Raw genomic sequence first — 14,697 nt, forward strand, 5'->3', positions numbered from 1 at the left:
CTTTGGTAGCCAGGTTGCTCCTCGCGGCGGATTCCGACGCGCGATACCTTCTGCTGGTGGAAGTCGACACGCTCGACCGGGGGATCATCGACGCGCTGCGGCTGGACGGGCGGGTGGCGTTCAGCGCGCTCGCCGAGGTGCTGGGCGTCTCCGACCAGACGGTGGCGCGGCGGTACCGGCGGCTGCGCGACGGCGGGCTGCGGGTGGCCGCCCTGCCCGACGGGGTCCGGCTCGGCTACGACATGTGGATGATCCGGCTGACCACGACGCCGGACAGCGCGGGTGCGATCGCCGACGCGCTGGCCCGGCGGCCCGACACCACGTGGGTCACGCTGGGCTCGGGCGGCACGGAGGTCACGTGCGTGGTACAGAATCCGGGCACCGCCGACCGCGAGCAGCTGCTCCTGCAGAAGCTGCCACGCACGCCGCGGCTGGTGTCGGTGCGCGCGCACTGCCTGATGCACCACTTCGCGGGCGGTCCGGTCGGGGGCGAGGCCCGGGTGACCGTGCTCTCGCCGGAGCAGGTCCTGCAGTTGCGGTATCCGGCGCCGGACCCGGGTGCCGCGGCGGTCCTGGACGATGAGGACCGGCCGCTGCTGGCCGCCCTCAACCGGGACGGCCGGCTGGGGTTTCCGCAGCTCGCGGCGGCCTTGGGCTGGTCCGAGTCGACGGTGCGGCGGCGCCTCGACAACCTCCGCGCCACCGGGGCGATCTTCTTCGACGTCGAGGTGGAGCCGGCGCTGCTGGGCTACCGGGCGCGGTTCCTGCTGTGGCTGACCGTCGCCCCGGCGCACCTGGCCGCGGTGGGGCAGGAGCTGGCCCGGCACGAGGAGGTCGTGTTCGTCGCGGCGACGACGGGCGAGACGAACCTGATGGCGACCATCATCTGTCACGACATGGCCGAGTTGTACACGTACGTCACCGACCGCATCGGCCCGTTGCCCGGCGTCGAGCGGCTGGAGTCGGTGCCCGCCCTGCGCCACGTCAAGCAGGTCGCGGCGGTGCTCTGAGGTTCGCTCACGCCGTGGTGTGGATGTGGTACGAGCCGGATTTGCTGCGTTTCGCGGTGTACATCGCGCTGTCCGCCTGCCGCAGCAGCTCGTCGGGCAGTGAGGCCTCGTTGGACAGCGCGACCCCCACGCTGGCGCTGGCCGGCAGCTCGTGCCCGTTGACCATGATCGGCCGGTTGATGGCCTCGACCACCCGCTCGGCGATCCGCACCGCCGCGTAGAGGTCCGGCAGGTCCTCGGCGACCACCACGAACTCGTCGCCGCCCAGCCGCCCGACGGTGTCCTCGAGCCGCACGCAGTGGGTGAGCCGGCCCGCGACCGCGCGCAGCAGCTCGTCGCCCGCCTCGTGGCCGAGGGTGTCGTTGACCGGCTTGAAGCCGTTGAGGTCCAGCAGCAGCACGCCGACGTGCCGGCCGGTGCGCCGCGCCCGGGCCAGGGCCTGCACCAGCCGCTCGCCGATGAGCACCCGGTTGGCCAGGCCGGTGAGCGGGTCGTGCAGGGCGCGCACGGTCAGCTCGGCGGTCAGCGCCGCCCCGTCCAGGGCCAGCGCGACCTGGGTGCGCAGCGTCTCCAGGGCCCGGCGCAGGTCGGCGTGCAGGGTGCGCTCGGAAGTGACGACGAGGACGCCGAAGAACCGGCCGTTGACGACCAGCGGCAGGACCAGCGCCGTGCGCGGCGACACCACCCCCGGCACCCCGAGCTCGGCGATCGAGCCGACCCCGAGGACCTCCCCGGCCTGCATGAGCGCGCGCAGCTGGGTCGGCGGGGCGACCCGCCGGCCGACCAGCCCGGTGTCCGTCCCGTCCAGGTCCGTCCCGGCCGCGGCCGTCACCACCAGCTCGTCGACGTCGGCCACGAGCAGGACGGCCAGCGCGTCCGGCGTGTCGACCAGCAGCGCGGCGGCGCCCTCGACGGCGAGGTCGTGCACGGCGTTGACGTCGCCCGCGGTGAGCAGCCCGGTGCCGATGTCGGCCAGGATCTGGTCGCGGACCATGCCCTTGCGCAGCGCGCCGAGCGTGCGGTCCAGCCGCTTGACGAGCAGCGCGTGCGAGCGCAGCGACACCGCCTGCCGCGCCAGCACCACGCCGTTGAGCAGCAGCGCGACGATCGGGACGGCCCAGCCGTGCGGGTCGTGCCGATTGCCCCAGGTCGCCAGGAGCACCGCGTCGAACGCGCCCACGGCCAGCAGCGACACCCACGTCACCAACCGGCCGTTGAGTTCCACACCGGGCTTATCGGCACGCCGGGCGCTTGCCGCTAACGTTTTCCCCGCGCTTGCCGATGAGAGACCGTGCACAATACCGCGCGGACGGCGACGCGACGCCTGCTTCACGGGATCGTCGCGTGCCTGCTGGCCACGGCGACCTGGGCGACGCTGTACGCGCTCGGGGTACCGCTGCCCAAACAGATCCTCTGGGTGGTCGGCCCGCTCAGCCTCGGCCTGTCGGCCGGCGTGATCTGGCTGGCCGGCGAGGTGCCCGGCCTCGCCGGGAGCGCCCGCCGGTTCTGGCACCGCTTCGCCGTCGCCGCCGTGCTCGTCACCGCCGGGACCGCGATCATCACCCCGGCCCGCGTGAGCCCCGACGGCCCGCAGGCGGAGCGGCTCACCCAGATTGCCGCACCGGTGCTCGTCCTGAGCATCTTCATCGTCTTGTACTCCCTGTTGCGCCTGCCGGTGCGCGCCCGCACCCGGGCCGAGTGGGGCCGCCTCGGCCTCGACGGCCTGACCGTGCTCGTCACCACGGCCCTGTTCCTGTGGCACCTCGCGCTGCGCCCGCTCGCCGAGCGCGACGGCCAGGTCCTCCTGGTCGTCGGGCTGGCGCTGGTCGGGACGGCGTGCCTGCTGACGCTCGTGGCCGTGCTGAAGGTGGTGATGCTGGGCAGCGGGACCGTCAGCCGCCGCTCCATGGCCTGGCTCGCCGCGGTCCTCGTGGCCGGCGGCGTGGGCTCCGCGCTGTCCGCGCTGCTCGCCGGCTTCCCGCGGCTCAGCGGCCTGCAGTCGATGCCGACGGTCGTCGAGGGCCTGCTGCTCGCGCTCGCCGGTCGCGCCCAGTGGCGCCCCGCCGCGGCCGGGCAGGACCGTTCCAACCGCCGCTCGTACAGCAAGCTGCCCTACTACGCCGTCGGCGCGACCCTGGTGCTGCTGGCCTTCGTGGCGTACACCGACCACAAGGACATCGCCGCCGTGGCCACCGGCGCGATCGCGGTCAGCGCCGTCGTCGGCGTCCGCCAGCTCCTCGCCCTGCGCGACAACCAGCGCCTGCTGGCCGAGGTGCGGGCCCAGGAGCAGCAGCTGCGCCACCAGGCCACCCACGACGCGCTCACCGGCCTGGTCAACCGCAACCACTTCACCGACCTGCTCGGGGCCGCCCTGCAGCACCCGCACCCGGCGGCCGTGCTCCTCATCGACCTCGACGACTTCAAGCTCATCAACGACACCCTGGGCCACGCCGTCGGCGACGACGTGCTGACCACCGTCGCCGAGCGCCTGCGCGGCGCCGTCCGCCACGAGGACGTGGTCGCCCGGCTGGGCGGCGACGAGTTCGCGGCGATGCTGTACGACGTGACCTGCGAGCACGCCGCCGGCGTGGCCGAGCGCATCCGCGACGTGCTCACCACCTCGGTGCAGGCCTCAGGCCACGAGCTGCTCGTGCGGGCCAGCGTCGGCGTGGCCACCTCGGTGCCGGGCGACGCGGTGGACACCCTCCTGCGCAACGCCGACCTGGCCATGTACGCGGCCAAGGAGCGCGGCAAGGGCGGCCACTTCGTGTACGTGCCGGGCATGACGACCCGCATCGTCGCCCACGCCGAACTCGGCGCCCGCCTCCGCGACGCGATCGACGCGGGCCAGCTCTACCTGCAGTACCAGCCGATCGTCCGCCTCGACAACGGCCGCACCGTCGGCACCGAGGCCCTGGTCCGCTGGCGCCACCCCGACCTCGGCACCATCCCGCCGGGCGACTTCATCCCCGCCGCCGAGCAGACCGGCCTGGTCGTCCCGCTGGGCCGCTTCGTGATGCGCGAGGCGTGCGCCCAGCAGGCCCGCTGGCTGCGAGACCTGGGCGACGCCGCCCCCGCCTATGTCTCCGTCAACGTGGCCGGCCGCCAGCTCACCGACCCCGACTTCGTCACCGACGTCCTGTCCGCCCTGGCCGACGCCGGCCTGGACGCGCACCACCTCACCCTCGAGGTGACGGAGACCGCCGTGGTCGACGAGGCCGCGATCGCCGCCCTGCAGGAGCTGCGCGACCGCTCCATCCGCATCGCCCTCGACGACTTCGGGACGGCCGCCTCCTCGCTGGGCCTGCTGCTGACGTGCCCGGTGACGGCCCTCAAGCTCGACCGCTCCTTCGTCGACGAGATCACCACGGTCTCGAGGCAGGAGGCGGTGGCCACGGCCGTCATCCGGATGGCCCAGGCGCTCGACCTGGACACCGTGGCCGAGGGCATCGAAACGGAGGTCCAGGCGCGCATGCTGAGAAGCCTCGGCTACCGGTACGGCCAGGGCTTCTTCTACTCCCGCCCGCTGGCCGCCCAGGACGTGGCCGACCGCGTCAGAACGGCCGCCCCCGCCTTCGCCGGCCTGGCGGTGCACCACTCCTCCTAGCCCTGTATCAACGCTCTGCCTCGGTCGGTCGTAGCGATTCCTCAGCCATTCGTCTTCTTGCCTACATCTATGTGTACCGAGAACGATCGCCACTCATGGAACGCATCACGGTGACCTTCGAGGGCGCGGGCGCCGGAACCGGCAACCTGACGTGGGGCCAGCAACAGGTCTTCCAGGCCATGCGAGAACTGAACACGTCAATGAGCATGGGCGGCGTGGTCCCGGTCCACGACGGCCGCGGGGTAGACGATTTCGTCGAAGAGCTGCGCTTCTTCATGACCCGCTACCCGGCGATGCGAACCTTGCTGCGCTACCACCCGGACGGCACCTACTCCCAGGAGACGTTCGCCGCGGGCACGGCGTACCTTGAGGTCCATACGGCGCCTTCGTCCTCGGGAACCGTGCGTTCCTCGACGAGGACCTCGTCGCTTGTCCCGGCAGCGGCTTCGGCGGTGGCGGTGTCTCCGGCCGCGGAGTCCTTGGCCAACGAAGTGTTCGCGGGGTGGAAATCGCGGATCTTCGACTACACCAACGAGTGGCCGATCCGCATGGCCGTGATCCGCTCGGGTCTCGACGGCCCCGTGACGCACGTCCTGGTCGAGGTCACGCATGTCGCCACGGACGTCACCGGTCTGGCCACGATGATCCGCGAGCTGTCGTCACGTTCGACGATCGGCTCTTCGCCCGCGACGGGGCCCTTGGAGATCGCGGCGCAGCAGGAGGCGGCGACACGGCAGACCGACCACGCGATGCGGTACTGGGACACCCAGCTCCGGTTGATCGACCCCCAGCGCTTCCCGGCCGGTTTCCATGCCCCGGACGGCCCCCGCTTCCGCCAGGTGGTCTGGACGTCTCCGGCGTTACACCTGGCCAGCGAACGCCTGGCCGCCCTCCTGTCCATCGACACCGCGCCAGTACTTCTCGCCGCATACGCCGTAGCCTTCACCCGCGTGGTGGGCGGCGCCCCCTTCGCCTCGCAGGTCATCGTCGGCAACCGCTTCCGCCCGGGCCTGGCCACGGTGGTGTCCCCGTTCGCCCAGAACGGCCTGGTGGTCATCGACCCAAGAACCATCACCTCCGCCGAGACGGTGCTGCGAGCCCGCCAGACGTCGATGAGCGCCTCGAAGTACGCCTACTACGACCCGTCGACCCGCCAGTCCTTGATCGACAACATCGGCAAGGACCGAGGCGAACCGATCGACTTGCAGGTCCTCTACAACGAGCGCCGCCTGGCCCTCCGCCCGCCCCAGACCACCCCGCCGGAGTCCGAGATCCTCGCCGCCGCCCAATCGGCCTCAAACCCAGTCCGCGAAACGGAACTGCCGTACTTCAACGAAAAGCTGATGGTCAACATCGACGACGTCCCCGACACCATCCAAATCACCACGGAGCTCGACACTGCGTACCTCGCGGTTGCCGACCTGTTGCGCCTCCTGCAGGAGATGGAGAACTTCACCGTCGCGGCGGCCTTGGACCCGACCACCCCAGCCCTTCCCTGACGCCACCCTCGTTCCAGCTCTCAACCGCTGCCTCCTCGCGCCCGGGTACACCACCTCGCTGCGCCGACCTCAAAGCCCTGCCATATGCGCCCGCACCTCGGCCTCGTCCTGCCCCAGCGCATCGAGCCCGTCCAAGGCCCACTTCTTCGCATTGAACAGCCGAATCCAAAGCCCAGCCGCCCAGGCCGCCCGCACCTCGTCGCCGCTGAACCCTCGCCCTCGCGCACGCTGGTACCCGTCAAGGAACTCAGCGCTTTCCCGAACGGTCGCCCCCAACCGCCCGTCCCCGGCCGGCCACATCGCCGCCGCCACGCCCACGATGACCGCCTCGGGCTCGGCCACCACACTGTCCCAGTCGTGCACCGCCAACGGCTGATCCCCACGCCACCAGATGTTGTGCGCCTCGAAGTCACAGTGCCCAATCACCGGCTCCGCCCCAAACCGCCCCAGCAGTCGCCGCACCTCAACCGCCGCCGCATCATGCCAACTGGCGACCAGATGCAGATCGGCGTCCCGGTCATCGGGCCACGGCCAGATCGCCCCATCGTCGTGATACCACCGAATCCATGCGGGCGCCGGCGCCAACGACGGCGTCTCTCCAACCTTCGGCGCCATCCCGATCAGCCGAGCCAACAACGCCGAGAACTCCGCCGCCCCCGGTCCTCGCGCCGCGCCGTCCCCCGACCCCGGCTGGCCGTTTCCTGGCCCCGACGCCACCCGTCCGTCGCTCGGCGCTGACGTCACCGCCCCGTCTCCCGCTCCTGGCACCTGCCCGACCACTGGCCCAGTTCCGCGCTCCACGGCGATCTCGGCACTCAACGCCAGCTCCCCGAACCGCGTAGGACCGGCAATCAACTCCGGACAGGTAAAGCCCGCGCGCCACAGATGCCGATGCACGAACGCGCACCCGGCCAGCCGCTCCTCCGCCGCCCGCGCCTTCACCACCACCGTCCGCCCATCGCCCAACCGCAGCACGTGCACCACAGCCAGATTCCCGGTCCGCATTATGGTTTCGACAACCGGACTCCCAAGCCAGGCCCCGATCTCATCCGGCGAGATCATCGCTACGCCGTCCATGTCCGCGCCTTCCCGGCCGTCCGGACATGCGCGGCCGCGGGGATTACTACGCCGTCCATGTCCGCGCCTCTCCGGCCGTCCTGACGTGCCCGGCCGCGGGGATTATTACGCCGTCCATGTCCGCGCCTCCCCGGCCGTCTCGGTCGTACGCGGCCGCGGGGACCACCACGCCGTCCATGTCCGCGCCTCTCCGGCTGTCCCCGTCGTACGTGGCCGCCGGGACCACTACGCCCTCCCGTCGTACGCGGCCGCCGCAGTTGTCGCAACGGCAGCCGTGCCGCCACCTCGCGAGCCGTCGTGTCCCGAAACCCCGCGTCGCGCGCGCCCCGGTGCGGTCGTCACACCGGCCCTCTCGTTGGTTCCGGCGGACGCCACCTCGCTGCGGGCCGGGACGACCTCGCCCCGTCGCGCCCCCGATCGCCCTGGCACGCGCCCGCAGCGGAGTCATCGCAACGGCAGCCATGCCAGCACCTCGCGGATCTTCGCGTCCCAGAACGCCCAGTCGTGCGCGCCCGGCGAGAACTCGGCCTTCAGCGGAATCCCCAGCCTGGTGCACGCATCGCGGAACTTCACGTTCCCCGGGTACAACGGGTCCTCCGTCCCGCACGCGGCGAACAGCGGCGGCGGGTTCGGGACGGATTCGAGCAGGTGCAGCAGGTCGTTGTCGGTGCCCGCGATCGCCGGCGGGTCGCCGAAGATGCGCTCCCACATCCGCGGGTCGCCGGCGGTGAACAGCTCCCGTGCCCGCGTCGGCAGGTCGAGCACGCCGGACAGGCTGGCCGCGGCGCCGAACCGATCGGGGTGGCGCAGGGCGAGCTTGAACGCGCCGTACCCACCCATGGAGAGTCCTGCGACGAAGGTCTGCGCCGGATCGTCGGTGATGCGGAACAGTCCGCGGGTCTTGCGCGGCAGCTCCTCGGCGACGAACGTCCAATATGGACGGCCCCAGACCTCGTCGGTGTAGAAGCTCCGCTCCACCTGCGGCATGACGATCGCGAGCCCGAGTTCCGCGGCATAGCGCTCGAGCGAGGTGAACCGGGTCCAGGCGGTGTCGTCGTCACTGAGGCCGTGCAGGAGGTACAGGACGGGAAGTGGCGTCGTCGAGTCGGGCACTAACACGGTCATCGAGGTCGCTACCCCGAGTGCATCGGAGGAGAAGTCGCATCGAATCCGCGCCATCGTCATGATTCCACTATAGCAGAGTTAGGTGGTAGCTGTCTGCCCCGCCGGCGGTCCGTGAGGCGGCGGGCCTTCACGCGCGCCCCGCAGTCGTCCATCGAGCACCACCGCCGCGAATGGTTGCGGCTGCGGTCGACGAACAGCCATCCGCAGCCGCCCTCGTCCAGCGGGCAGGCGCGCAGGTCGTCGATGTTCTCCGTGGTCAGCAGGTCGACGGCGAGCGCGGCGAGCCGGTCCTGCACGGCGAACGGGGCCACGTCGCCGATCCGCAGGCGCGCGGCCGTCGGCGAGTCGACCGACGGGGTGAGTGCGGCCCGCGCGACGGCGGCCGCATAGCGGGTGCTGAGCTGCTCCAACGCGGGCTGCAGCGGCGCCGTGGACCTCTCGTCGTCCATCCGCGTCAGCAGTACCGCATAAACCGCCTCCCGAATCCCCAGCACCGCCGCCAGCGCCTGTTCGCCGTGCCAGACGGACAGGATGTCGCTCACCTCCTCCGGCTCCACGACCCCGGCGCGCTCGGCCCACAACAGCAGGTCGAGTGGCGTTTTCAAGTGCTCCTTCTCCGGTACTGCACCAGGCACCCGCGGCTCAACCGTATTCACCAGGTCGAGCCCGGTGTGCCCGCCGACGAGTCTGAGAACGGGCTTGTCCGACGACTCCATGTATGCGATGCTACCACCGTAAACAGCTTTACCGGAATCCTCGGAACGGGAGAGCATTGATGCTCGAACACCGACGCGCAAACCTGGCCCTGGCCGCCCTGTCCATCTCGACCTTTACATTCGTCACCACCGAGATCCTGCCCGTCGGGCTCCTGACGCTCATGGCCGACGATCTGCACCGTTCGAGATCCGAGGTCGGCCTGCTCATGACCGGCTACGCGGCAGTGGTCGTGCTCATGTCCTTCCCGCTGGCCCGCCTGACCCAGCGCATCCCGAAACGCCTCCTGCTGGGCGTCACGCTCGGGGTCTTCTCCGCTGCGACCCTGGTGACCGCGCTGGCCCCGGGCTACGAGGTGCTCCTGGCCGCCCGCCTGGTCGTCGGCCTCACCCAGGCCCTCTTCTGGTCCATCATCGCCTCGACCGCGACCGGCATGTTCCCCCCGTCCCAGCGCGGCCGCACCGTGGCCCGCATGTCGATCGGCGCCGCCCTGGCCCCCGTCCTCGGCGTACCGCTCGGCACCTGGCTCGGCCAGCAAGCCGGCTGGCGCGTCGCCTTCCTCGTGATGGCCGCGGTCGGCGTCGCCACCTGCGCGATGGTGGTGGCGCTGGTCCCGCGCACCGCCCCGGAGGCCGACGCAGCCTCCCGCGGCTCGAGCCCGTCCCGCCTGCGCTACGTCCTGCTGGTCCTGTGCACCGCGATCGGCGTGACCGGCGCCCTGACCGCCCAGACTTACGTCACGCCCTACCTGCTCGACGTCACCGGATTCGCCGCCACAACGCTCGGCCCCCTGCTCCTGGTGACGGGCTGCGCCGGCTTCCTGGGCACGCTGGTCGTGGGCCGCTTCCTCGACCGGTACCCGTGGCCGGCCCTCCTCGTCCCGCTCGCCCTCATCGTTCTGTCCCTGCTGCTGCTGTACGCCCTCGGCACCCTGAAGGCCCCCGCGATCGTGGCCCTGGCCCTGAACGCCTTCGCCTACAGCGCCATGGCCGCCGCCGTCCAGAACCGCATCCTCATGGTCGCCCCGGGCAGCACCGACCTCGCCTCAGCCGGCGGCAGCTCAGCCTTCAACGTAGGCATCGCCACCGGCTCCTTCCTGGGCGGCGTCATCATCGACCACTCCAACGTCCGCACCGTAGCCCTGGCCGGCGCCCTGATCGCCGCGGTCGCGGTCCTGCTCCTCCTGACCGAGCCTCACCTCGCACGCCGAAGCGCCAACCGGTCCACATCCGAAGCCCGAGCCGACGAGACCTCAGCAGCCCTGCAGCGAGCCGTGGCGTAGACGGGACACCGCGCCGGGATGGGCCGGGCCGGGATGGGCCGCGCCGGGTTGGGCCGCGCCGGGCCGCGCCGCGCCGGGCCGCGCTGGGCCGCGCCGCGCCGGGCCGGGCCGCGCTGGGCCGCGCCGCGCCGGGCCGGGCCGCGCTGGGCCGCGCTGGGCCGCGCTGGGCCGGGCCGCGCTGGGCCGCGCTGGGCCGGGCCGCGCTGGGCCGCGCTGGGCCGCGCTGGGCCGCGCTGGGCCGGGCCGCGCTGGGCCAGACTGTGCGCTGGGCTGGGCCGCGCTGGGCCGCGCTGGGCCGCGCTGGGCCGCGCTGGGCCGGGCTGGCCGGGTTGGGCCGCGCCGCGCCAGGGCGGGCCGCGCCGAGATGGGCCGGGTTGCGCCGCGCCGCGCCGGGATGGGCCGCGCCAGGCGGGCCGCGCCGCCGGGGCGATTCCCAGGGCTGGTCGGAGATGTCACGGCAAGGAGTCGTTGCGCCGAGGATCGCCATCGTCTCCAGGGAAGCCGTTGCGCGACCACACCGCTGCGCCGACCACACCGCTGCGCTGACCACACCGTTGCGCCGAGGACGCCGTTGCCCGACGTGGTCGCCGCGTCGGAAAGGATGCCGTCGCGGGTCCGAGGATGCCGTGGTGCGCTCGGGGGGACGCTATCGCGTTGAATGGCCCAAGTGGCATTGCGTTCCCGGGCGGACGTCAGTGCGTGGGCAAGAGCGGTCGTCGGTGTGCGGTCCGGGTCGGGCGATCGTTGCGCGCTCGGGTGTCGCCGTGATGCCGAGAACGTCGTTGGGCAAGGGACGTCGCCGCGGCCAAAGGCGCGAGTGTCGGTGGGACCTGAGCGAGCGTCGGTGCGACCCGAGCGAGTGTCGACGGGACCGGAGCGGGCGCCGGCGGGTGGCTCGGGTAAGAGGTCGTTGCGCATGCTGGGCGCCCACGCCGCACAGAGCCCAGAGTCAACAGCACAGGCAGGCGAACCCTATTCAACGTAAGAAGGAGTCGGGCGCCATCTGATACGGAATACAACTGTTGCTCGATGTCGGGTTGTCGACAAAATCGCCGGTATTGGAGCGGTTCAAAAAAGAGATCCAGAAATGCCCTGTCGGATCCGCTACATCGGGGGTCGGGCGGAGGGGGCGGCGACAGCGGAACAAAGCACCTGAGCTGCGGAAACGATCATGTGGCAAGGATTGATGACGGCACGTTCGGGTGGTCCGCGAGATCGCATTCTGTGCCTACCATCGGCATTGCTGAAAAAGCAGCAGCCGCGTGAGATGCAAGATCGGAGGCCGGGTCGTTGCTGGACACCGTTGTGCCCCGATCGGCGACGCCCGGAGCTGAGGTTGAGGCCGCCGCGCCGAGCAGCCGGGCCGCGCGCCGGGCCGAGCGGCGCCGCCTGAAGGACGAGGCCAAGCTCGCCGAGACGCACCGCGCCTACGAGGACTGTAACGAGCTCGCCGGGCCCCTCACCACACCCGGCAAGGCCCAGCATCCCGTCGTGTACCGGCATGTCGGCGGGCCGTGGCGGCGGGTGATGCTGTCGCTGTTGATCGCGCTGAACTTCTTGACCGGGTTCGTGTTCGTCGGCTGGCTGCTGCTCCCCGAGCACATACCAGGCGACGACGCCGGCGACTGGCACGTCATCGTGGCCCGGATCGCGTTCTGCTTCGTCGTCCTCGTCGAGGCCGTCCGGATGCTGCAGAACCTCGCGGTCTGGGTGTTCGCCTGGCGCGCCCGCGATCCCGTCCCCATGGTGCCCGAGCGGGGGCTGCGCATCGCGATGCTCACGACCATCGTGCCGGCCAAGGAGCCCATCGACGTCGTCGAGCGGTCGCTGCGCGCGATGCAGAAGGTGCGGTACCACGGGCAGGTCGACATCTGGATTCTCGACGAGGGCGACGACCCGCGCGTGAAGGCGATGGCCAAGCGGCTCGGGGTGAACCACTTCAGCCGCAAGGGGCGGCCCGAGTTCAACCAGGAGCACGGGGCCTTCCGCGCCAAGACCAAGTCGGGCAACCACAACGCCTGGCGGGCCACGCACGAGCACGTGTACGACGTCGTGGCGCAGATGGACCCCGACCACGTGCCGCTGCCGAGCTTTCTCGAGCGGACGCTGGGCTATTTCCGCGATCCCGATGTCGCGTTCGTCGTGGCGCCGCAGGTGTACGGCAACATGTACAGCAACTGGGTCGTGCACGGCGCCTCGGTGCAGCAGTACCTGTTCTCGGGGCTGATCGAGCGGGGCGGCAACGGGCTCGACGCGCCGCTGCTGATCGGGACCAACCACCTGTACCGGCCGCTGGCTTGGGCTCTGATCGACGGGTATCAGGACTCGATCATCGAGGACCACCTGACGAGCATGGTCGTCATGGGGGCCAAGAATCCGCTCACGGACCGGCGCTGGAGGGGCGTCTACACCCCCGACGTCGTCGCGGTGGGGGAGGGGCCGACGAGCTGGACCGACTACTTCAACCAGCAGAAGCGGTGGGCGTACGGCGTGTGGGAGATCCTCCTGCGCGCCCGTCCCCACCTCAAGCGGCTCGGCGGTCCGCAGAAGATCAGCTACAGCCTGGTGCAGTCCTACTACCCGAGCGTCGCGCTGTCCGCGGTGAGCGGGATCGTGGCCACCGGCGTGTACCTCGGGCTCGGCATCAACGCCGCGACCATCGAGTGGCGGTGGTGGCTCGGGCTGTGGGCGGCCAGCATGGGCAGCTGGGCGATCCTCTGGCTGTGGCTGCGCCGGTTCAACCTCGCGCGGCACGAGCGCAAGGAGATCGGGCTGCACGGGATGGCCCTCGCGCTGTTCGCGGTGCCGATCTACGCCGCGGCGGGACTGGCGGCGCTCGCCCGCCGGCCGCTCGCCTACGCGGTGACGGCGAAGGGGCGGCTGCGCAGCGTCGACGGGCCCAAGACGTTCCGCACGCACGCGATCTGGGCCCTGGTGGGTGTCGCGCTGCTCGCGGTGAGTGGCATCATGGGGTACAACTCGATCGCCCTTCGCTTCTGGGCGGCGGTCAGCATCGTCGTCGGGGTCCTCCCGCCCCTGATCGCGTATGCGACCTATCTGCGCGAGCGCGGCGTCGAGGTGCCCGAGGCCGACCCGGTCACGTCCGGCCTGGTCATCACCGTGCGCGCCACGGCGGCCAGCGCCACGGCCATCGACGACCTGCCGACCGTGCGCGGGTTCCCGGCCGTCCCGCACGCGGGCTATCCGCTGTCACAGCAGGAAGCCGTCCCGCAGGGGAGCGCCGCGTGATCACCCTGCCCCGCCTCATGCTCGCCGCGCTCGTGCTGATCGGCGGGTACGTCTTCGTGATCGCCCCGCGCGTCGAGGCGTACACGAGCACGACCGCCGGCTGGCAGGAGCAGCTGGCCGAACCGGTGCCCAGCTTCACCCCCGCCGCGCCCGACCCGCGCCGCCGCCCGGAGGTGTTCCCGCAGGCCGGCACGGCGTTCTTCGGGGTGTTCACGGACAAGGGGCCGGGCGACCTGACCGACTACAACGGCTTCGTGCAGGCGGCCGGCAAGGGCCCGCAGGTCATGATGTTCGCGTCGGGCTGGGGCGCGGAGAAGCACTTCGACCGCCAGCCGTTCGACCGCATCGTCAACCGCGGCATGCTGCCGATGATGGGCTGGGAGCCGTGGGACTACCGCGCCGAGTCCAAACAGGACAAAGACCGGGGAACGCAGCCATCGTACCGCCTGTCGAACATCACCGGCGGCAAGTTCGACGGCTACCTCGAGGAGTGGGCGAGCGGGATCAAGGCGCTGGGGTACCCGGTCGCCATCCGCTTCGCGCACGAGATGAACGGCTACTGGTACCCGTGGGGCGAGTCCGCCAACGGCAACCGCGACGGCGACTACGTGGCCGCCTGGCGGCACGTGCACGACCTGTTCGCCCGCACCGGCGCGAACAACGTCATCTGGGTCTGGAGCCCCAACGTCGTCTACGAGAACTCGACGCCGCTGTCGGAGCTGTACCCCGGCGACGACTACGTGGACTGGGTCGGCCTGTCGGGCTACTACGGCACCGGGGGCCTGGAGGCGTACCAGACGTTCGACCAGATCTACCGCCCGACCCTCAACGAGCTCAAGACGCTGAGCAAGCGCCCGATCGTCGTCACCGAGACGGCCGCCACCGACAAACAGGGGCGCAAGGCCGACTGGATCACCGACCTGCTGCAGACGCTGCCGAAGCACCCGGAGATCATCGGCTTCCTGTGGTACGAGTCGGTCAAGGAGACCGACTGGCGCATCGCCGCCACGCCCGCCGCGTCGGCCGCGTTCGCGCAGGGGATCGCCCAGCCGTACTACGCGGCGCGCTGGGACCCGGACATGACCCCGCGCCGGACCGTCCCGGTCGCCTCCGCACCCAGATCGAATTAGGAGC

Annotated in this window: 10 protein-coding genes; 6 read left to right on the forward strand and 4 right to left on the reverse strand. The window is 71.3% G+C overall.

Going from position 1 to position 14,697, the window contains the following annotated elements; genetic code table 11:
* Positions 1 to 56 precede the first annotated feature (56 nt).
* Positions 57 to 1,010 (forward strand): Lrp/AsnC family transcriptional regulator, encoded by a 954-nt coding sequence (locus ACQPZ4_RS13310; protein WP_433059745.1) that lies wholly within the window; start codon positions 57 to 59, stop codon positions 1,008 to 1,010.
* A gap of 7 nt (positions 1,011 to 1,017) precedes the next feature.
* Here the strand turns inward: ACQPZ4_RS13310 and ACQPZ4_RS13315 are convergent, their stop codons facing one another.
* Positions 1,018 to 2,214, reverse strand: a complete 1,197-nt coding sequence (locus ACQPZ4_RS13315) for a diguanylate cyclase domain-containing protein (RefSeq protein ID WP_433059748.1) — start codon at positions 2,212 to 2,214, stop codon at positions 1,018 to 1,020.
* 87 nt (positions 2,215 to 2,301) lie between these two features.
* Between ACQPZ4_RS13315 and ACQPZ4_RS13320 the strand changes: the two genes are divergently transcribed.
* On the forward strand, positions 2,302 to 4,617 hold the full coding sequence (locus tag ACQPZ4_RS13320) for a putative bifunctional diguanylate cyclase/phosphodiesterase (RefSeq protein WP_433059751.1): 2,316 nt from the start codon (positions 2,302 to 2,304) through the stop codon (positions 4,615 to 4,617).
* A gap of 95 nt (positions 4,618 to 4,712) precedes the next feature.
* Positions 4,713 to 6,116: a condensation domain-containing protein gene (locus ACQPZ4_RS13325; RefSeq protein WP_433059754.1), complete on the forward strand. Its 1,404-nt coding sequence runs from the start codon at positions 4,713 to 4,715 to the stop codon at positions 6,114 to 6,116.
* A 69-nt stretch (positions 6,117 to 6,185) separates the two neighbouring features.
* On the opposite strand, the gene ACQPZ4_RS13330 is transcribed toward ACQPZ4_RS13325, so the two are convergent.
* The 3 genes from ACQPZ4_RS13330 to ACQPZ4_RS13340 all read right to left on the reverse strand — a co-directional run bounded on the left by ACQPZ4_RS13330 (position 6,186) and on the right by ACQPZ4_RS13340 (position 9,034).
* Positions 6,186 to 7,193, reverse strand: coding sequence for a hypothetical protein (locus ACQPZ4_RS13330; protein WP_433059757.1), 1,008 nt, complete (start codon positions 7,191 to 7,193; stop codon positions 6,186 to 6,188).
* A 444-nt stretch (positions 7,194 to 7,637) separates the two neighbouring features.
* Positions 7,638 to 8,372: an alpha/beta hydrolase gene (locus tag ACQPZ4_RS13335; protein ID WP_433066498.1), complete on the reverse strand. Its 735-nt coding sequence runs from the start codon at positions 8,370 to 8,372 to the stop codon at positions 7,638 to 7,640.
* Positions 8,373 to 8,374: 2 nt separating this feature from the next.
* Positions 8,375 to 9,034, reverse strand: coding sequence for a CGNR zinc finger domain-containing protein (locus ACQPZ4_RS13340; protein ID WP_433059760.1), 660 nt, complete (start codon positions 9,032 to 9,034; stop codon positions 8,375 to 8,377).
* A 59-nt stretch (positions 9,035 to 9,093) separates the two neighbouring features.
* Between ACQPZ4_RS13340 and ACQPZ4_RS13345 the strand changes: the two genes are divergently transcribed.
* The 3 genes from ACQPZ4_RS13345 to ACQPZ4_RS13355 all read left to right on the forward strand — a co-directional run bounded on the left by ACQPZ4_RS13345 (position 9,094) and on the right by ACQPZ4_RS13355 (position 14,693).
* Positions 9,094 to 10,314, forward strand: coding sequence for an MFS transporter (locus ACQPZ4_RS13345; RefSeq protein WP_433059763.1), 1,221 nt, complete (start codon positions 9,094 to 9,096; stop codon positions 10,312 to 10,314).
* A 1,305-nt stretch (positions 10,315 to 11,619) separates the two neighbouring features.
* A complete protein-coding gene (locus ACQPZ4_RS13350) occupies positions 11,620 to 13,563 on the forward strand; it encodes a glycosyltransferase family 2 protein (RefSeq protein WP_433059765.1) in 1,944 nt (647 codons plus the stop codon).
* The gene (locus ACQPZ4_RS13355; protein ID WP_433059768.1) at positions 13,560 to 14,693 is read left to right on the forward strand and encodes a glycoside hydrolase family 26 protein; all 1,134 of its coding nucleotides are present in this window, start codon (positions 13,560 to 13,562) and stop codon (positions 14,691 to 14,693) included. The genes ACQPZ4_RS13350 and ACQPZ4_RS13355 overlap by 4 nt, the downstream gene beginning before the upstream one ends.
* The last annotated feature ends 4 nt before the right edge of the window (positions 14,694 to 14,697 follow it).

Source organism: Dactylosporangium sp. CS-033363 (assembly GCF_050942475.1).
Classification (GTDB): Bacteria; Actinomycetota; Actinomycetes; order Mycobacteriales; family Micromonosporaceae; genus Dactylosporangium.

Excerpts from the sequence above, each read along its gene's own strand:
- ACQPZ4_RS13340 (WP_433059760.1), bottom strand. The coding sequence starts at position 9,034 with ATGGAGTCGTCGGACAAGCCCGTTCTCAGACTCGTCGGCGGGCACACC.
- ACQPZ4_RS13325 (WP_433059754.1), top strand. The coding sequence starts at position 4,713 with ATGGAACGCATCACGGTGACCTTCGAGGGCGCGGGCGCCGGAACCGGC.
- ACQPZ4_RS13330 (WP_433059757.1), bottom strand. The coding sequence starts at position 7,193 with ATGGACGGCGTAGCGATGATCTCGCCGGATGAGATCGGGGCCTGGCTT.
- ACQPZ4_RS13345 (WP_433059763.1), top strand. The coding sequence starts at position 9,094 with ATGCTCGAACACCGACGCGCAAACCTGGCCCTGGCCGCCCTGTCCATC.
- ACQPZ4_RS13335 (WP_433066498.1), bottom strand. The coding sequence starts at position 8,372 with ATGGCGCGGATTCGATGCGACTTCTCCTCCGATGCACTCGGGGTAGCG.